The organism is Altererythrobacter rubellus (assembly GCF_030284385.1).
Taxonomy (GTDB): Bacteria; Pseudomonadota; Alphaproteobacteria; order Sphingomonadales; family Sphingomonadaceae; genus Erythrobacter; species Erythrobacter rubellus.
Genome location: NZ_CP127221.1, coordinates 746,123 through 764,095 on the forward strand (window position 1 = coordinate 746,123; position 17,973 = coordinate 764,095).

Genomic DNA, 17,973 nt, shown 5'->3' on the forward strand with positions numbered 1-17,973 from the left:
GGTTCAGCCCTCCTGCACGGGATTGATAAGGATGTTGCCGACGGCATCGACTGTGGCAATGCAGCCGCTTTCGACCAGCGTGGTTGAGTCCATTTCTGTGATGATCGCGGGGCCGGGGATCACATTGCCCTGGCGAAGCAGAGCGCGGTCGTAGATCACTGCAGCTTGTTCCTTGCCATCCATCCACAGCGTGTGATCGCGTATCTTCGCAGCCGAAGGATCGTCACCGCCTTTGGGCAGTTCGGCGGCGGGTAGAGCCGGCGCTTCACCTAGAGCCACCGCGCGCAGGTTCACAATTTCGTGCGGGGTATCCATGTTGAATGTGAAAAGCCGCAAATGCTCCTGGTCGAATCGGGCCAGAATGCCTTCGATCCCATCCGCTGCAAGCACGGCCTTGTCGATTGTCAGCGGCACTTCGAAGGCTTGACCGGCATAGCGGATGTCGACTTCGAATTGCGTCGTGATCTGTTCCTCGGGCACACCGTCAGCCAGCAATTCCTGGCGCGTTTGAGCCGCCATTTCATCTAGCACCGCCTCAAGGTCAGCGATGCTGGTGTCCTTGGCGAGTTTTGAGAAGCTGCGCGCGGTTTCGGTGCGCATTTGCGTGGTCGCATCGCCCAGTGCGCATAGCACTCCCGGCGAAACAGGGGACACGGCAGGCCAGCTACCCATCAGCTTGGCAACGGCGTTCACGTGTAACGGGCCAGCACCGCCAAAGCCCATCAGCGCGAATTCGCGCGGGTCATAGCCTTGCTGAACGCTGATCATGCGCAGCGCGCCGAACATGTTCTCGTTCACAATGTCGATGATGCCGCGCGCGGCCTCCATCAAACCGATGCCCAGCGCATCGGCAATGGTCTGTACCGCTGCCTTCGCGCCTTCGCGGTCAAGCTTGAACGAACCGCCCAGCAAATCCTCGGGCAGATAGCCGAGCACGACATTGGCGTCGGTGACGGTCGGCAGAGTGCCACCCTTGTTGTATGCGACGGGGCCCGGCACTGCGCCTGCGCTTTCCGGGCCAACGCGCAAAGCCTTGGTCAGTTCAGGGACGTGCGCGATCGAGCCGCCGCCAGCGCCCACTGTTTTCACATCGAGCGCGGAGGCACGGACAGACAAGTGGCCGACCTCTGTCGTGCGCACGCGGCGTGCTTCCAAACCTTCGATCAGCGCCACGTCCGTCGATGTGCCGCCGACGTCGAGCGTCAGAATGTTGGAAAGGCCCGCGTTCTTGCCCACCCATTTGGCACCGGTCACACCGCCGGCTGGGCCGGACATCAGGATGTTGACCGGGTGTTCTTCCGCCTTGTGGCTGCTCATCAAACCGCCATCAGAGCGCAGCAGCGAGAGTTTGCCTTCCAGCCCTTCGTCTTCCAGCTTGTTACGCAGGTTGGATACATATTTGCTCACCACCGGTCGCACGGCCGCATTGGCCACGGTTGACAGTGTGCGCTCATATTCCTGCATTTCGGGCAGCACTTCATGGCTGAGCGAGACAGGGATACCGGGCAGCACCTCTTCCGCGATCTCGCCGATGCGCTTTTCATGCGCACCGTTGACGTAAGCGTTGATCAGGCTGACGGTCAGCGCTTCGATGCCCTGCCCCTTGAGCTTGTGCAGCGCTGCACGCACTGCCTCCTCGTCCAGCTCGCGAACCACCGCGCCATCCGCGCTCATGCGTTCGGGCACCTCGACCGTATCTTCCAGATGCGCGAGCGGTTGCGGCTTGGGCCACACAATCCATGCCGCCAGTCCGCCAGGCACAAAGCTGCGCGCGATCTGCATGATGTCGCGGTAGCCCTCGGTGGTGACCAGGCCCACCTTCGCGCCCTTGCCTTCCAGCACGGCATTGGTCGCGACAGTGGTTCCATGCAGGAAGTAGGCAATGTCGCTAGCAGATACGCCTGCTTCGGCGGTGATCGCCTTGACCCCGTTTAGGATCCCCTCAGAGCTATCGTGCGGTGTCGAAGGTGTCTTGTGCCGCCAGAATTTGCCGCTTTCTTCGTCGAATAACAGCAGATCGGTGAATGTTCCGCCTACATCGACGCCCAAACGATAAGTCATACTCTCTCCGTGACGTGTGTCTGTCAGGCCGCGCGTGCGACCATGGATGGCAATTGCCGGCCCAGCTTTTCAGCGAACCAGTGGTTGGTTGTAATGGCTGCCTCCAGATCGACGCCGCTGTCGATCCCTGAATGCTCCATCATGTAAATCAGGTCCTCGGTAGCGATATTTCCGGTCGCCTTGGGGGCAAACGGGCATCCGCCAAGGCCGCCCAGCGATGCGTCGAAGATAAGCACGCCCGCTTGATAGGCCGCCCAAGCATTGGCGATACCAGTGCCACGGGTGTTGTGAAAATGCGCCCGCATCGGGATTTTTCCGCCGAGCAATTCGCGAAGCTTGCCGAACAGATCGCTCACCTGTGCTGGCGTGCCCACTCCGATTGTGTCGGCCAGCGCAATCTCTTCCGGGGCTTCAGCGGCCATCTCTTCGGCGATCTGCAGCACTGTTTCCGGCTTTACTTCACCTTCGAATGGACAGCCGAACGCTGCGCTGATCGTGATCTGCGCGCGTATTCCCTCTGCCTTGGCGAAGCGGATCATGTCGCGGTTCTCCGCGATCCCTTCTGCGATGGTTTGCCCCTGGTTTTTCTGGCCGAAGGTGTCGCTGGCCACCAGTACACAGCCGATCTGGTCGATCCCCCTTTTGCCGCCTTCGCGGGTTGCGATCCCGCGCATCACGCCGCGTTTGTTCAGGGCCAGCCCGATGTAGGTTGCATCGGCGCGATCAGGCAGGCCGGCAATCACATCTTCCGCATCGGCCATTTGCGGCACGCGCGCCGGGTGCACGAAGCTCGCGACCTCAAGCCGACGCGCGCCGAAACCAAGCATGCGCTCGATCAACTCGAGCTTGCTTCGCGTCGAGATGATGTCCGGTTCGTTTTGAAGCCCGTCGCGCGGACCGACTTCGACCAATTCAATCGCATTGTGCGTCATCTGAGTCGCTCTGTGAGACGGTTAGGGATCGAGTCTGATACGCAAATTGTATACAAATGCAAATAGACAGTTTTTGGCAGGCGTGAATCCTCTGTCAGTCATTTTAGGGCGGGTAGCATCATTCCGCGGCCTCGGTAGCATCGGCAAATGTGTGGAAGGCACGGCGCAAATGGCTGCCCATCACCGCACGCGCCCAGCTGGCATCGGCGGCGCGAAAGGCCGAGATGAGCTCGTCGTGGTCGCGCGCCGACTGCTGCAGATCATTGATCGAGTAATTGCGCGCAGTTCGCAGCACCACGGGCGTTTCGACCAGCATCGCCAGAACCTGTTTCAGGCGCGGTGACTGCGCCGCATCGGTGATGATCTCGTGAAAAATGCGGTTCGCATTGAGGAAGCTTGCGACATCAGGTTCTGCCAATTCGACCGCTTCGTGGAGCTCGCGATTGACTTCCTCCAGATGGTCGATCTGCTCCTGTGTGATGCGCTGTGCGGCGCGCTCGGCAGCATGCCCTTCCAGCATTTGGCGCAGCGTGAACATCTCGTCGATGTCGTCGCGGCTCCAGTCGGCAACAAAGATGCGTTTTGATTCATTGCGCACCAGCAGCATCTCGCTCTCCAGGCGCCGCACTGCGTCGCGCACCGGTGTGCGGCTGACACCTGTTATCTCTGCAAGCCTTTCTTCGGTCAGCTGCTCTCCGGGCGAAACTTCGCCGCTCAGCAAATGGCCGCGGATCTTGTCATAGGCTGTGTCGGAGGCGCGGCTCATTTGGATGTACTCAGGGTAATCGGATCCAAAACTGGTCTGGCCACGCCATGCTGCGCGCTTTTCTCTGCGATTCTCACGACCAACCCCTCGGAAAGTTTTGACAAGCCGTGTTGATTACGTGGCTGTTTTCGCTTGACGTACTTAAATTGTATACAATAGAGGGTTCGTCAAGGGAAATAAGTTTATTCTCGGCAGACGTTTTCGTCATTGCCTCCATAACACAGCCGATCTGCACAACGCGGCATAGGGAGTATAGAAGATGAGGAACTTCAAGGTCACACTCGCATCAGGCATCGCTCTCGGCGCACTGGTCACTGCAAACCCAACCATTGCGCAAGACTTCGGGGATAGCGCGGAAGCAGCCGAGGAAAGCAATGCCATCATTGTTACGGCGCGCCGGCAGTCTGAAACGCTGGCTGAAGTTCCGACGGCCATCACAGTTTTTACCGCTGATGCGCTGCAGAAGACGGGGATCCAGAAGGCCGATGAATTTGTACAGCTAACCCCAGGCGTAACGATTGTGACTGGCACAGCCGAAGCAGGCGATACGCAGATCAACATTCGCGGCATCAACGGTGCGCGCGATGCGGAAAGTTCTGTTGCGCTGGTGGTGGACGGTATCCTCAAAACCAATACCGCACAGCTTAACCAGGATCAGGGCACGCTACGTCAGATCGAAATCCTCAAAGGTCCGCAGGGCGCGCTTTATGGCCGCAATGCTGCAGCCGGTGCGGTTGTCATTCAGACATTGAAGCCTAGCAACCTCATGGAAGGCGGCGTCCGCGTTAGCGCAGCTGAAGACACTAGCTATTCGGCCAGCGGTTATGTCTCGACACCGCTTGGTGAAGGCGTGGGCCTGGTTGTTTCCGGCAGCTATTCTACAACTGACGGTTTCTATCGCGACAATTTCCAAAACGCCAACACCGTGGACTCTCAAGAGATCTGGTCGGTCGACGGACGCCTTGTTGCGGAAATCGCCCCTGGAACGGAATTGGACGTAAAGGCGCGCTATTCTGACCTTACCGGCAACGCGATCAATTTTAACGCTGCATTCCACTTGCCCAATTTCGCCGGTGTGAACCCCGCCTTCTTTGAAGATGTGAACGACCACCCGTTCAACTATTATTCGAATATCGCGTCGTTCAACGAGCAGCAGTCATTCGAAGTGTCGGCCAAGATCGAGCACGAGTTTGAAAGCGTCACCCTGACCGCCTGGGCGCTTTACAGCGATGTTGATCAGATCCTTGGCGCGGACGGTACATCAGCAGATTTCGCGCGCTTCATCCCGTTCCCCGCGCCAACGCAGACCGCAGCAGATGTGGCGGGACAGTGTTTTGCCACGACTGCGGCACTTACTGGCTACCCGGTCAATCAGCCGGGCTTCATCGGGCAGACACCCGTGCCGTTCATTTTCGATCCGGCTGCGGGCTCAACCTTCGGCCCGTATAGCCCGACGACATGCGACGGCACGCAGTTGCAGCTGCGCGAGCAGACCGATGTCAGCGCGGAAATCCGCCTGGCATCGAACGATATCGGTCCGCTACAGTGGCAGGTCGGCGCTTATTATCTCAACATCAGCCGTGAGACCGGCGTCAGCCTGGGCGCGGATCTGGGCAATGGGATCAGCCGTGATTTGTACAATGCACCGGGTACCGGAAACCCGACCACCCAGCTGTTCAATGATGATTTCTCAACTGATGTCTACGCACTGTTTGCTGCGGTTGATTACGAAGTAAGCGACCGGTTCGAAATCGGATTTGCTGGCCGTTATGACATCGAAGACCGCCGGGTCGACAATCTTGTTCCGACGATCGATGATCCGATCACCGGCGGACCGATCAATCCGGGGCAAGCCTTTGGCCCGATCCCTGACCAGTCGCGCAAGTTCAAGCAATTTCAGCCCAAGATCTCGCTGCGCTATGCCTTGAGCGACGATATCAATGCATATGCTAACTGGGGTGTAGGCTTTAAGTCAGGCGGTTTCAACAACCAGGGTTCGGCCGCGATTGTCGACCAGGCGTTCAACCAGTTCATCGGCACCGATGTACTGATCGAAGATATCTTCCGCAAGGAAACCTCCAGCGCATTCGAGCTTGGTGTAAAGGGCAATGTTGCCGATGGCCGCATCACCTTTGACCTCGCGGGGTATCATACCACGGTCGATGACATGCAGTTCTTCGAATTCTTCGTGGGCGGGTTCGGCTTGCTGCGCGTGGTGTCGAACATCGATGAGGTCGAGATCTACGGCGCGGAAGCAAACCTCACTTTCGAGATTATCGATGGCTGGGATTTGTTCGGTTCGGTCAATGTGACAGAGAGCGAGATCAAGGAAAACGCCTCGCGCCCTGTTACGGTTGGCAATAAGTCGCCCTATACCGCTGATTACACCATCAACCTCGGTACGCAGGTCGATAAGCCGCTGAATAACAGCCTCGATCTGGTCATGCGCGCAGACTATCGCATCACTGGCCCGACCTGGTTCCACACTGTGCAGGAAAACACATCGCCAACACTGTTCAGCGGACTTTTGCCTATCTCCGCGCTCGCGCTGCCGGCTTTCGTCGGTGACGCGGATTACTCCATCACAGAGCGGGAAGCATTTGGGGTGCTTGATCTCCGGTTCGGTTTGGAAGGCGAGAATTGGAACATCACCGCATTTGCCGACAATTTGCTCAACCGCGAATATCTCAACGAAGTTATTCCGGCGATCGAATTTGGCGGATCGTTCAATTCGCCCGGCGGCCTGCGCCGGTTCGGAGTTGAGGTGGGATACGAATTCTGATTGGCCCAGCTTGAGATCGGGGGTGCGCCAGCGTGCCTCTGTGGCCGCCACGCCATATTGAGGTTCTTTGCCGGATCAATCCAGGCGAGCACCGAGCCTGTGCCTATTAGTGAAGGCGGCCATCACTGTGCGCGGATAATTTTCGCCACAATGGTGGCTATCGCCCTATTCATCGTTCGAGGGGAATGGGTGGTGAGCCGTGCTGGGGTCGAACCAGCGACCTACTGATTAAAAGTCAGTTGCTCTACCGACTGAGCTAACGGCCCACCTGATGCGCAACACCGTTCGGTAGCGTTGCACGAGGCGCGTCACCTAGGGGCAGGGCGCGGCTTGGTCAAGCGTGCATATAGCTGTGCGAGCGACAAATTTGTGATCGGGTCGCGCCAATCGTCCGCAATGGCGCTTGCTGGTCGCAAAACGAAGTCGCGGTTTCGGAATTCGGGATGCGGAATGATCAGCGAGTGGCTCTCCCAGATTCCGCCCTCCCAAAGCACAATATCCAGGTCGAGCACACGCGCACGCCAACGCTGACCATGCGATTTGCGGCCAAAGATTTGCTCTGTGGCCTTCAGCAATTGCAGCAGCTCTTCGGGCTCGCGGTGTGTCTCGATAACAGCTGCGCCATTGGCGAATTTGCGCTGTGAAGGTCCAATGGGCTCAGTTGCAATGATGGGTGCAACCGCGTGGAATAGCAGTCCGAGGTCTTCCAAGACTTCGATCGCATTTTCCAGAACCCGTTTTGGCGCACCGTTGGAGACAGTCCGGACATTGGAACCAAGTGCGATCAGATAGAGGTGAGAGGGCTTCGCCATACCGTGTCGTAGCTTGCACGCCGAACGATGCAAACAATCCAGATCGACTTCGCTCGATAGCGCTGTTACGCAAAGGGAAGGGATGTCGGTCAGGGGGGATTAAATGAAGGCAATGTATTCGACTGGAGCGGCTCTGCTGCTCGCATCTGCTGCGGCGCAGCCTGTGCAAGCACACGATGGCCATGTTCAGGATCTGACGACCGAGCAACAGATTGCGATCAATATCTACCAAGACATTATCGCATTCCGCACGGCGCGTGGTCACCAACAGGTACCAGCCATGGTCAGCTATCTGACTGCGTGGCTTAAAGGCGAAGGCTTTGCCGATGAAGATGTAATGGTCACCAACTATGATAGCGATGGCGAGCCGACGCAGGGCTTGGTTGTGCGCTATCGCGGTGACGGGTCGTCCGGCAAGAAACCGCTCGTTTTGCTAGCGCATATGGATGTGGTCGATGCGCTGCCAGAGGATTGGGAGCGCCCACCGTTCAAGCTGATCATTGAAGATGACTATTTCTTTGGGCGCGGCACGCTGGACAACAAATATGGTGTGATGAACCTGACGCAGACTTTCTTGCGGCTGAAGCGCGAAGGCTGGACGCCAAATCGCGATCTTTACCTCGTGTTCTCCGGAGACGAAGAAACAGGGATGATCTCTACCCGTGCGCAGGCGAAATGGGTGGCAGAAAATGTCGATCCGGAGTTTGTGCTGAATAGCGACGCTGGCGGACTGGCGCTGGCTGACGATTACACGCCGATGGCTATGCGCGTGCAGGCCGCGGAGAAGACGTTTGCCACATGGGAGCTGACTATCACTAATCCGGGCGGACACTCGTCGCGCCCCCGCAGCGACAATGCGATCTATGAACTGGCTGATGCGTTGACGCGGGTCCGCGACCATAAATTCCCGGTTCGCGCAACCGCACTAACCCGCAGCTATTTTGCAGCCTTGGGGCAAAGCGTGCCGGGTGATCTGGGCGCAGCGATGCGTACTTTCGCTGACGAACCTGAAAATTCAGAGGCTATTGCCATGCTGCAATCCAATCCGGAGACTGTAGGCACGGTCGGAACGACTTGCATTGCGACTATGCTTCGCGCCGGACATGCCGAAAACGCCTTGCCGCAAAGCGCGACCGCGACCGTGAATTGCCGCATTTTCCCGGGCGTTGGTGCGGCTGCAACCGAAGCGAAGCTGAAAGAAGTCGTCGGTAATGACAATGTCGCCTTCAACCTGATCACGGATGTGACGGAAAGCCCTGAATCGCAATTGCGCGATGATGTGCGCGCGGCATTGGCGACCAGCCTGTTGGCTCGCTTCGGCAAGGAAATTCCGATCATTCCCTACATGGAATCCGGCGGGACTGATGGCATGCACTATCGCACGCTTGGATATGACGCTGTGGCGATCAGCGGTGCGGGCTCACGTCCGCAGGATATGTTTGCTCACGGCTTGAACGAGCGGATGTATGTGGACGCGTTCCTCAACGGCCTCGATCATTGGGTGATCATGTTGAAAGAACTCGCCGGAGACTGAACCCGGGGTCAGATGTCTTCGCTGATACGGCCGTAGAGCTGAGGACGGCGATCGCGGAAAAACCCCATGCCCGCGCGGTGCGTTGCGGCTTGATCAAGATCGAGCGTGGCCACGAGCACGCCTGATTCGTCCTTGTCAAATTCGCACACCTTATCGCCCCATTCATTGGTGATGAGGCTGTGCCCGTAGAAGGCCTGCCCTTGCTCTTCGCCAATCCGGTTGGCGGCGATCACCGGCATGCAGTTAGACACCGAATGCCCCTGCATCGCGCGCTGCCACATACGGCTGGTATCAAGATCGGCGTCATACGGCTCTGACCCGATCGCGGTGGGGTAGAACAGCAATTCTGCGCCTTTGAGAGCCATAACCCGCGCGCATTCGGGGTACCATTGATCCCAGCATATGCCGACGCCGATCTTCGCACCGCACACGTCCCACACCTTGAACCCGTCATTACCCGGACGGAAGTAGAACTTCTCTTCATAGCCTGGACCGTCAGGGATGTGGCTCTTGCGGTAAGTGCCCATCACATCGCCGTCCGGGCCGATCATCGCGAGCGTGTTGTAATAGTGATGACCGTCACGCTCAAAGAAACTGGTCGGGATCGCTACCTTCAGCTTCGCGGCAAGCTTGCGCATGGCAATGACCGAAGGGTGCTCCAGCGTTGGCCGCGCGAGGGCGAACAGCGCTTCATCTTCGGTCTTGCAGAAATAGGGGCCCGAAAACAGCTCAGGTGGCAAAATGATTTGCGCCCCGCGCGCGGTGGCTTGCTCCACCAGCTCGCTGACAGCGGTGATGTTTTCCTGTTCGTCCTCGCTGCCCAGCGAGAGTTGAAGGGCGGCAACCGTGATTTCTCTCATATGCCGCCCTTTAAGCTCAGTCTGGCTTCTTGAACAGCCTAGAGGACGTCAGTCCGCCTTCCTGAACAACAGCGTCATACGATCGCTTTCGCCGAGGTTCTCTAGCTCGGGGCGCTTCGTACGCCAGACTGGCTTCATCTCCCAAACGCCTTCCGGGTGATCTGCTGTGTCATTTGGGTTGGCGTTGATCTCTGACTTTGCGACCAGTTCAAAACCGCTGATCTCCATCAGCTTTATCATGTCGGCCTCGCGCATGTAGCCGAGTGCCGGGTTCACATCGGCATAGGTGGCATCAGCAGGCGCACGATGTTGAACAATGCCCACCATGCCATCGTCTGCCAGAACCTTTCGCATTTCGCGCATCCAAAGCTGAATGTCGCCGCCATTCCACACGCCGTGCAGCGCGCGCACGATCAGGATACGATCGATACTTCCCGACAACTCATCGGGAAATTCATCAATCTCAAAAGCCATCACTTCGTCAGCGCTGCCACCAAACTCCTCGGCGAAATTCTGCTTAAAGCGTTCAGTCCATGCCAGTGCGCGTGCCCGGGCGGCGCGCGTATCGAAACCGCCTTCGTCGCTGTCACGCGCAATCGCGATGTACTGGCCATTTTCAGCCAAATACGGTGCAAGAATGCGTGAATACCAGCCGCCGCCGGGGGCAACTTCGGCAACGGTCATATCGGGCGCGACTTGGAAAAACGCGAGTGTTTCAGCAGGATTGCGATATTGATCGCGGGCACGGTCACCGTCGCGGCGTTCGTCTGCCAGCACTTCTTCCAGCGTCGGGTGGGCCCCATGGCCATCAGCCATTGCAGGATCAAACGGTGCAGTTAGAGCCAAGGCCGCAACAGCGAGTACAAGTCTTTTCATCAGGGGGTCCTTTTTAGGGGGTGCGTTGCAAAATTCTTTTACCCCAACGCATCACGATGACAAACGTGCCCTGAATTCCTATCTGTTGGGCTGGCAAGGAGAATAGGTTCATGGCAGCAAGCAAGCAGGCAATCGTAGCCGGCGGATGTTTCTGGTGCACGGAAGCGGTGTTTCGAGACGTTGTGGGCGTAAGCGAAGTCGAAAGCGGCTACATCGGTGGCGCGAATGCCAATCCTACTTACAAAGAAGTCTGCTCGGGTCAGACCGGCCATGCAGAGGCGATCCGTGTGACCTTTGATCCCGATGTAATCTCCATGGAAGAGATTCTCGATGTATTTATGGGCACACATGATCCGACCCAGCTCAATCGTCAGGGCAACGACATCGGCACGCAGTATCGCAGCGCGATTTTTGTTTCTGATGATCTTGACCGAGAATCCGCCGAAGCCGCGATTGCGCGCTGGAACGCGGACAATGCTGGTGCAGCTGTCACAACCGTTGAAGGCCCTGCGACATGGTATCCAGCCGAGGATTATCATCAGGAATATTGGGAAGGCGAAGGCCAACGCAATCCCTATTGCCTCGCTGTTATACCGCCCAAGCTTCAGAAGCTGAGAAAGAGCTTTGCCGCCAAGGTCAAAGCTTAGCGCAGGTGCTCCATGCCCGCACCTGAAGGGATAACCTATACCAGCGATCACGAGGTCAGCGAGGATGGATCGGTCACGTTCAAGTGCTCCACCGATCCAGATGCATGGCGCTGGGTGAAGCTGCCACCAAGTCACCCGATCGTCATCCAGACGTTCAATTACTTCATCAGTGTTGAATGCTCGGCGGCGCGCGGCACGCTCGATCCGTCCAAATGGAGTGCGCTCACCTGGATGAGCTGGGAGATCGGTGAGGCAGGCGCTGGCATTCCCGTGCGCGGGACCATGGGCAATCGCGCGGACGGCGAAAAGATCGGCTTCGGCATTGAATTGTTCGATGCGGAGGACCGACTGGTCTATCGTACTGCCGGCAAGGGCGTTGTCTTTCAGACCCGCAATTTCGAAGGCTGGCGCAGCAAGGCCAAAAAGGAACTCGACGCTGACAAACAGCCGCCGCCATTTGCATTCGCCCCGCGCGAGGCGGTGCGCGCTTTGGATTGCGAGCATACGCTAATTGCTCCGCTGGATGACGGTGCAACAGAGACAGAGGCTTTGATCACGAATGCAAACGGCATGCCGCCGGGCAGCCGTTTTCTCGATGGATCAGGCGATCACGTTAACGCGGTCCATCTGGCGGAGGTCGGGCGGCAGTTTTGCGCGCTCCTTTTGGGGCAGCCCGATGTCCAGTTGTCAGGCGGAGAGATCAGCTTCACCCGCTATGTCGAAATGAATGTTCCGTTCTCGATTGCGCTGACGAACCGCGCCGAAGGCGCAATCGAGATGATGATCGAACAGGCTGGCAAACCATGCACTTCGCTCATCTATAGACTGGCTGAAGATCGCGCTTGAAAGCGCCGCCGCTTCGCCGCATGGCGAGTGCATGAGTGACACTCGGCGATATGCGATAATCGGATGCGGGATGATGGGCCGCGAGCATATGCGCAATCTCGCACTATTGCCGCAAGCTGATCTGGTCGCGATTGCGGACCCTGATGCTGGCTCGCGTGAGGCGGCTAAGGCGCTGGCGGGCATATTGGGCCAGCGCATCGAAGCCTTCGCGGATACCGCCGAGATGCTGGATGCATTTTCCCCCGATGCTGTGATCATCGCATCTCCCAATTTTTCGCATCATGCAGTTCTGCAAGAGATCATGCCGCGCGAGCTCGCAATTCTGGTCGAAAAGCCGCTGTGTACGACCGTAGAACATGCTCAAGAGATCGCGGCACTGGCGGCTGACTATCCTGCCCTCTTCTGGGTCGGTCTGGAATATCGCTATATGCCTCCGGTCGCGCGGTTTATTGAGCGTGTGCACGCTGGCGAAACCGGTGATGTGCGGATGATGTATATCCGCGAACATCGTTTTCCCTTCTTGCCCAAGGTTGGTGACTGGAACCGTTTCAACCGCAACACGGGCGGTACGCTGGTTGAGAAATGCTGTCACTTCTTCGATCTGATGCGACACACATTACGCGATGAGCCGGTGCGGATTTTTGCGAGCGGCGGGCAGGATGAAAATCATCTCGACGAGAGCTATGGCGGCGAAGTGCCGGACATTCTCGACAACGCATTTGTGACGGTGGATTTTGCGCGTGGCGCACGGGCTGTGCTGGATCTGTGTATGTTCGCCGAAGGGGCAGAGCAGCAGGAAGAGATTTACGCGCTTGGCGCAGAGGGACGGCTGGATGTGGAGATCCCTGCTGCGAACGTCACTTGGTCGCCACGCGACAAGAGCGGACCGATTGTCGAGCATATCGATACGCCCAAGGAAGCATTGGCAGCAGGCGATCATCACGGCGCGACCTATTTCCAGTTGCGGGAATTCCACGATGCGCTGATTTCTGGCGGCGCGCCCACGCTGAGCGCTGTCGATGGGTTGCGCTCTGTTCAAATGGGCGCAGCCGCGCAGCAATCGATCACCACCGGCTTGCCGGTTGAACTCGACTTTTTATCTTCAGGAGACAGCATTGGCTGACACTTTGCCCCAGATCGGTTTTGGCTTCTGGAAGGTCGCGTGTCAGGACGCGGCCAATGTCGCCTATGAAGCGATTGCTGCGGGGTATCGCCACCTCGATTGTGCGGCTGACTATGGCAACGAAACCGAAGTAGGGCAGGGGATCGCGCGCGCCATCGCGGACGGGCTGGTGACCCGTGAGGATCTTTGGATCACGTCCAAGCTATGGAACACTTTCCATGCGCCTGAGCACGTTGAGGAAGGGTGTCGAAAGTCGCTGTCGGACCTAGGGCTCGACTACCTTGATCTCTACCTGGTTCATTTCCCGATCGCGCTGGAGTATGTGCCAATCGACACGCGTTATCCCCCCGAATGGGTGCATGACCCGGACGCGCAGAGCGGCATGAAACGTGCGAAGGTGCCTCTGCACGCTACTTGGGGGGCGATGGAGACGTTGGTGGGAAAGGGCCTCACTAAGCGGATTGGCGTTTGTAACTATAACAGCGGCCTGATCCATGATCTGATGAGCTATGCGACCGTGCATCCGCATACTCTTCAGATCGAGGCGCATCCCTATTTGACACAGGAACGCTTGATCCGGCTGGCCAAGGACTATGGGATTGAAGTCACGGCTTTCTCGCCGCTTGGTGCACTATCCTATGTCGAGCTCGATATGGCGGGCCAAGGCGATAGCGTGCTGACTGAACCTGCCGTGCTCGCTGCGGCGCAGGCGCATGGCAAAACGCCGGCTCAAGTGGTGTTGCGCTGGGGCGTGCAGCGCGGAACATCGATCATTCCCAAGACATCCAAGCCTGAGCGGATGCGCGAGAACCTGGACATCATGGACTTCGCGCTGAGCGAAGAAGAGATGAACGCGATCAGCGCACTCAACCAGAACCGCCGCTTCAATGATCCAGGCACCTTCACGGAAGCGGCCTTCAACACATTCCACCCGATCTATGACTGACTTTCCCGCCATCATCACCGGAGGGGGCGACCTCTCCGAATTTCTGTCTTGCAACAAGAGCGCGGTTGATGCGGCGCTCGCCGATGCAGGCGCGCTGTTGTTTCGCGGATTCGATGTGCCCGATCCCTTGGCTTTCGATGCGGCGATCAATGGCTACGGTGAAGCGGGCTTCACCTACGAAGACTCGCTTTCGAACGCAGTGCGCACCAATGTGACGCCGCGCGTTTTCACCGCAAACGAAGCGCCGCCCACGACCGAGATCTTTCTGCATCACGAAATGGCGCAAACGCCGCTCTATCCCGGCAAGCTGTTCTTCTATTGCGAGATCGCACCGGGCGAAGGCGGCGCGACGCCTGTGTGCCGCTCGGATTGGGTGCTCGATCGTTTGAAGGCGGAAGCGCCGGAATTCTACGGCGATTGTCGCGATCATGGCGTACGCTACACTAATGTCATGCCGGGCAGCGATGATGCGGGTTCAGGCCAGGGGCGCAGTTGGCGAAGTACGCTGAGCGTGGATACGCGCGAGCGAGCGGAATCGCGACTGGCGGAACTAGGCTATGAGTGGGAATGGCTGGACGGGGATGTGCTGCGCGCGACCACGCCAGTGCTGCCTGCCATCCGACAGCTTCAGGATGGGCGGGAGACTTTCTTCAATCAGCTGATCGCCGCCTATCGCGGCTGGTCGGATAGCCGCAATGATCCGAACCGCGCGATCACGCTTGGCAATGGTGAGCCGATTTCAGCTGCTGCGATGGCCGATGTGATAGCGATTGCAGATGAGCTGACGGCTGACATTGCGTGGCAAGCAGGCGACGTGGCTTTGATCGACAACTTTACGGTGATGCATGGGCGGCGGCCATTTGCGGGCAAGCGCCGCGTGCTGGCCTCGCTGATCAGCTAACGGCTTGCTTCCTAACCGCCATCACCCATGCAGCCAGGTTCGCCGCGACTAGCAGGCCCATCAGCAGCGCGAACAGCGCAGACAGACCAGCGGTGCTCGCCAGACCGATGGGCGAGAAGACCAGATAGAGCGTCACCACACCAGATAGCAACGTGAATGCCGTCGGTCGGGCAAAGCGCCATGGCGTCATGTCGACCTCATGCCGATTGACCGGCTGATAGGGCGTCTCGCGCGGCTGCCAATATCCCACCGCCAGCATTATGGCGACTTCAATCACGAACAGGATGGCGTATTGATGGATGAAGTGCAGCGTCACGACATCGTCGAATACGAACCGCAGCAAGCCGTATGCTGTAACGTGGAAGATGATCACCAGCTTCGCACCCATCGCGGGAACGCGCGCAGTGAACAGCCCCATGACCACGATCACGACCGTGGGAATATTGTAGAAGCCAGTGAAGACGCGCACCACTTGCCAAAGGCCTTCCTCGGCGAAATAGAGCAGGGGCGCCACGGTGAAAGAGAACAACGCGATGATGACGCTGGCGATCTTCGCCACGCGCACAAGATGCGCATCGCTCGCCTGCTTGCGTGACGGTGCATAGATATCGAGCGTGAACAGCGTCGCGGCACTGTTCAGCAACGAATTGAACGAGCTGAAGACCGCACCCAGTAGGACCGCGAGAAAGATTCCGCCAAGATAGGCGGGCAGCAGGTCTGAAACGAGCCGCGGGTACGCCTCATCAATCGATCCAAATCCGGGGCCATAAAGATGGAATGCGATCGCGCCCGGGATCATCATCATGAACGGGACTATGATCTTGAAGAAGCCGGACGCCAGCACGCCCTTCTGCCCTTCCGCCAAAGACTGCGCGCCCAATGTGCGCTGAATCACATATTGGTTGGTGCACCAGTAAAACAGGTTGGCGAAGATCATGCCGGTGAAAATCGTGCCGAACGGTGTCGGGTCAGTGGCGGAGCCGATCGCATTCAGCTTTTCCGGGTGATCGCTGGTCAGGCGAGACAGCCCATCTGAGAAACTGCCTTCGCCCAGCGCGGTCAGGCCCAGTATCGGCACAAGCAGTCCGATAAACAGCAGCCCGATACCGTTGAGCGTGTCGGATACTGCCACCGCGCGCAAACCGCCAAACACAGCATATGCGGCGCCTGTCAGCCCGATCACGATCACTGTCAGTACGAGCGCGGGAAACATGTCCAGCCCGGTTAGCTGTGGCACATCGAAGAACTGCATCACCGCCAGCGATCCGGAATAGAGCACCGAAGGGATCGTCACGAGCCCGTATCCGAGCATGAACAGCAGCACGGACATGCGCCGAACGGTTGGATCGAACCGTTCAGCGAGGAATTCCGGCAAAGTGGTGAATGCACCGGCGAGATATCGCGGCAAGAACAGGAACGCCATGGCGACAGTCGCGATGGCTGCGGTTACTTCCCAAGCCATACTGGAAAGATTGTGGCCATAGGCAGATCCATTGAGGCCGATCAGCTGCTCTGCCGACAGATTGGTCAGCAATAGCGAACCTGCTATGAAACCGGCGGTCAGACCGCGCCCGGCGAGGAAATAGCCCTCTCGCGTGTCAGTTTGCCCGCGAGTTTTGCGCCAGCTGATCCAAGCGATCAGAGCCATCACTGCAACACAGCTGGTGAATGTGAATGCGAGCCCCCCGTCCATTTAGCTGGCCTTAAGCGATTAATTGTGAGGCGCAAGCTGGCGACATTGTATGGGCTGCTTGTCACTAATGAGAATTATTCGCAATAAAACTCTCGACAGAAAGCCTCGCTCGCGCTTATGGCCGCATTGGATCGGAATTCACCGAGTCGAAGGAAGTGCTGATGACCAACCGTTTTGCTTTGGGCCTTGTGCTCGCTCCGCTTGTTGTTCTTGGTGCCTGCTCGCAGGAGGCAGAGACGAGTGATGACACCTTGGTCATCTATTCCTCGCGACACTACGATTCCGACTATGCGCTGTACGAAGCTTTTACCGAGGCGACAGGGGTGGAAGTCGAAGTGGTCGAAGCCGATGGAGATCTGCTGATCGAGCGGGTGAAGGCTGATGGCGACAGCAATCCGCCAGACGTTATCATTACAGTCGATTCCGGCAGGCTATGGAAGGCCGATCAGGAAGGTCTGTTTGCGTCGACGAGCTCTGACATTCTCAACCAGCGTGTACCTGCATCGATGCGCCACCCTGACGGCCATTGGTACGGAATTTCCAGCCGTGCACGTGTGTTGGTATACGCGAAGGACCGCGTGCAGGCGAGCGAGCTGACCGGCTATGAAAGCCTTGCCGATCCAAAATTCGGGGGCCGCGTGTGTGCGCGCAGCTCCGGCAACATCTACAATATTTCGCTGCTCTCTGCGCTGATCGCCCGCTGGGGTGAGGAGCGCGCGCAGGATTGGGCCACCAAGGTCGCGGGGAATTTTGCGCGCGATCCGCAAGGCGGCGACAGCGACCAGATCCGTGCCTTAGTGGCTGGCGAATGCGATCTCGCACTGGTCAATCATTACTACTATGCGCGCATGGCGTTGGACACGAATGAGGATGTGAGCAACGTTGCAGTCTACTGGCCCGAAGCCGATCCGGGCGTGCATGTAAACATCTCGGGTGCCGGTGTTGCGGCGAATGCGCGCCATCCCGAACTGGCAAAGAAATTCATCGAATTTGCGGTTTCAGACGAAGCGCAGAAGTTGTTTCCAGAACTGACCAGCGAATATCCGGCGGTTCCGTCTGTCACCTATGACAATGCAGTGCTGGACGCACTGGGCACCTTCAAGGCAGATCCGCTGGACGGGACGACAATCGGTTCGCGCCAGGAAGAAGCACAACGTTTGTTCGATCGGGCCGGCTGGCCCTGATCAGCAGGGC

The 17,973-nt window shown here is 58.0% G+C and carries 15 protein-coding genes and 1 tRNA gene; 8 read left to right on the plus strand and 8 right to left on the minus strand.

Translation table 11 applies throughout. The annotated features are described in order from the left end of the window. Positions 1–3 precede the first annotated feature (3 nt). The 3 genes from QQX03_RS03740 to QQX03_RS03750 all read right to left on the minus strand — a co-directional run bounded on the left by QQX03_RS03740 (position 4) and on the right by QQX03_RS03750 (position 3,759). A complete protein-coding gene (locus QQX03_RS03740) occupies positions 4–2,061 on the minus strand; it encodes a hydantoinase/oxoprolinase family protein (RefSeq protein WP_285976536.1) in 2,058 nt (685 codons plus the stop codon). A gap of 23 nt (positions 2,062–2,084) precedes the next feature. Further along, positions 2,085–2,993, minus strand: a complete 909-nt coding sequence (locus QQX03_RS03745; protein ID WP_285976537.1) for a hydroxymethylglutaryl-CoA lyase — start codon at positions 2,991–2,993, stop codon at positions 2,085–2,087. 118 nt (positions 2,994–3,111) lie between these two features. Beyond that, entirely contained in the window at positions 3,112–3,759 is a 648-nt protein-coding gene (locus tag QQX03_RS03750) for a GntR family transcriptional regulator (RefSeq protein ID WP_285976538.1), read from the minus strand. Between the two features lie 259 nt (positions 3,760–4,018). On the opposite strand from QQX03_RS03750, the gene QQX03_RS03755 reads away from it, so the two are divergent. Then, complete coding sequence (locus tag QQX03_RS03755; protein ID WP_285976539.1) at positions 4,019–6,541, plus strand: TonB-dependent receptor; 2,523 nt, start codon at positions 4,019–4,021, stop codon at positions 6,539–6,541. 190 nt (positions 6,542–6,731) lie between these two features. Here the strand turns inward: QQX03_RS03755 and QQX03_RS03760 are convergent. After that, a tRNA-Lys gene (locus QQX03_RS03760) sits at positions 6,732–6,807 on the minus strand. Positions 6,808–6,849: 42 nt separating this feature from the next. After that, on the minus strand, positions 6,850–7,353 hold the full coding sequence (gene folK, locus QQX03_RS03765) for a 2-amino-4-hydroxy-6-hydroxymethyldihydropteridine diphosphokinase (RefSeq protein WP_285976540.1): 504 nt from the start codon (positions 7,351–7,353) through the stop codon (positions 6,850–6,852). A gap of 103 nt (positions 7,354–7,456) precedes the next feature. Between folK and QQX03_RS03770 the strand changes: the two genes are divergently transcribed. Beyond that, positions 7,457–8,887: a M20/M25/M40 family metallo-hydrolase gene (locus QQX03_RS03770; RefSeq protein WP_285976541.1), complete on the plus strand. Its 1,431-nt coding sequence runs from the start codon at positions 7,457–7,459 to the stop codon at positions 8,885–8,887. Between the two features lie 8 nt (positions 8,888–8,895). Here the strand turns inward: QQX03_RS03770 and aguB are convergent, their stop codons facing one another. Both aguB and QQX03_RS03780 read right to left on the minus strand, forming a co-directional pair. Then, the gene (aguB, locus tag QQX03_RS03775) at positions 8,896–9,747 is read right to left on the minus strand and encodes an N-carbamoylputrescine amidase (RefSeq protein ID WP_285976542.1); all 852 of its coding nucleotides are present in this window, start codon (positions 9,745–9,747) and stop codon (positions 8,896–8,898) included. Positions 9,748–9,795: 48 nt separating this feature from the next. Then, entirely contained in the window at positions 9,796–10,623 is an 828-nt protein-coding gene (locus QQX03_RS03780; RefSeq protein ID WP_285976543.1) for a class I SAM-dependent methyltransferase, read from the minus strand. A gap of 110 nt (positions 10,624–10,733) precedes the next feature. On the opposite strand from QQX03_RS03780, the gene msrA reads away from it, so the two are divergent. The 5 genes from msrA to QQX03_RS03805 are packed head-to-tail and all read left to right on the plus strand — an operon-like array spanning position 10,734 to position 15,086. Then, positions 10,734–11,270 (plus strand): peptide-methionine (S)-S-oxide reductase MsrA, encoded by a 537-nt coding sequence (gene msrA, locus QQX03_RS03785; protein ID WP_285976544.1) that lies wholly within the window; start codon positions 10,734–10,736, stop codon positions 11,268–11,270. Positions 11,271–11,282: 12 nt separating this feature from the next. Continuing rightward, positions 11,283–12,116, plus strand: coding sequence for a hypothetical protein (locus QQX03_RS03790; protein ID WP_285976545.1), 834 nt, complete (start codon positions 11,283–11,285; stop codon positions 12,114–12,116). A gap of 31 nt (positions 12,117–12,147) precedes the next feature. Then, on the plus strand, positions 12,148–13,239 hold the full coding sequence (locus QQX03_RS03795; RefSeq protein ID WP_285976546.1) for a Gfo/Idh/MocA family protein: 1,092 nt from the start codon (positions 12,148–12,150) through the stop codon (positions 13,237–13,239). Continuing rightward, on the plus strand, positions 13,232–14,185 hold the full coding sequence (locus QQX03_RS03800; RefSeq protein WP_285976547.1) for an aldo/keto reductase: 954 nt from the start codon (positions 13,232–13,234) through the stop codon (positions 14,183–14,185). The genes QQX03_RS03795 and QQX03_RS03800 overlap by 8 nt, the downstream gene beginning before the upstream one ends. Beyond that, on the plus strand, positions 14,178–15,086 hold the full coding sequence (locus QQX03_RS03805; RefSeq protein WP_285976548.1) for a TauD/TfdA family dioxygenase: 909 nt from the start codon (positions 14,178–14,180) through the stop codon (positions 15,084–15,086). Before QQX03_RS03800 ends, QQX03_RS03805 begins: the two co-directional genes overlap by 8 nt. Here QQX03_RS03805 and QQX03_RS03810 read toward each other — a convergent pair. Beyond that, entirely contained in the window at positions 15,079–16,779 is a 1,701-nt protein-coding gene (locus QQX03_RS03810) for a solute:sodium symporter family transporter (RefSeq protein ID WP_285976549.1), read from the minus strand. The genes QQX03_RS03805 and QQX03_RS03810 overlap by 8 nt on opposite strands. Positions 16,780–16,940: 161 nt before the next feature. Here QQX03_RS03810 and QQX03_RS03815 point away from each other — a divergent pair, with 161 nt between their 5' ends. Next, complete coding sequence (locus tag QQX03_RS03815; protein ID WP_285976550.1) at positions 16,941–17,963, plus strand: extracellular solute-binding protein; 1,023 nt, start codon at positions 16,941–16,943, stop codon at positions 17,961–17,963. The last annotated feature ends 10 nt before the right edge of the window (positions 17,964–17,973 follow it).

Excerpts from the sequence above, each read along its gene's own strand:
- QQX03_RS03740 (WP_285976536.1), bottom strand. The coding sequence starts at position 2,061 with ATGACTTATCGTTTGGGCGTCGATGTAGGCGGAACATTCACCGATCTG.
- QQX03_RS03745 (WP_285976537.1), bottom strand. The coding sequence starts at position 2,993 with ATGACGCACAATGCGATTGAATTGGTCGAAGTCGGTCCGCGCGACGGG.
- QQX03_RS03750 (WP_285976538.1), bottom strand. The coding sequence starts at position 3,759 with ATGAGCCGCGCCTCCGACACAGCCTATGACAAGATCCGCGGCCATTTG.
- QQX03_RS03755 (WP_285976539.1), top strand. The coding sequence starts at position 4,019 with ATGAGGAACTTCAAGGTCACACTCGCATCAGGCATCGCTCTCGGCGCA.
- folK (WP_285976540.1), bottom strand. The coding sequence starts at position 7,353 with ATGGCGAAGCCCTCTCACCTCTATCTGATCGCACTTGGTTCCAATGTC.
- QQX03_RS03770 (WP_285976541.1), top strand. The coding sequence starts at position 7,457 with ATGAAGGCAATGTATTCGACTGGAGCGGCTCTGCTGCTCGCATCTGCT.
- aguB (WP_285976542.1), bottom strand. The coding sequence starts at position 9,747 with ATGAGAGAAATCACGGTTGCCGCCCTTCAACTCTCGCTGGGCAGCGAG.
- QQX03_RS03780 (WP_285976543.1), bottom strand. The coding sequence starts at position 10,623 with ATGAAAAGACTTGTACTCGCTGTTGCGGCCTTGGCTCTAACTGCACCG.
- msrA (WP_285976544.1), top strand. The coding sequence starts at position 10,734 with ATGGCAGCAAGCAAGCAGGCAATCGTAGCCGGCGGATGTTTCTGGTGC.
- QQX03_RS03790 (WP_285976545.1), top strand. The coding sequence starts at position 11,283 with ATGCCCGCACCTGAAGGGATAACCTATACCAGCGATCACGAGGTCAGC.
- QQX03_RS03795 (WP_285976546.1), top strand. The coding sequence starts at position 12,148 with ATGAGTGACACTCGGCGATATGCGATAATCGGATGCGGGATGATGGGC.
- QQX03_RS03805 (WP_285976548.1), top strand. The coding sequence starts at position 14,178 with ATGACTGACTTTCCCGCCATCATCACCGGAGGGGGCGACCTCTCCGAA.
- QQX03_RS03810 (WP_285976549.1), bottom strand. The coding sequence starts at position 16,779 with ATGGACGGGGGGCTCGCATTCACATTCACCAGCTGTGTTGCAGTGATG.
- QQX03_RS03815 (WP_285976550.1), top strand. The coding sequence starts at position 16,941 with ATGACCAACCGTTTTGCTTTGGGCCTTGTGCTCGCTCCGCTTGTTGTT.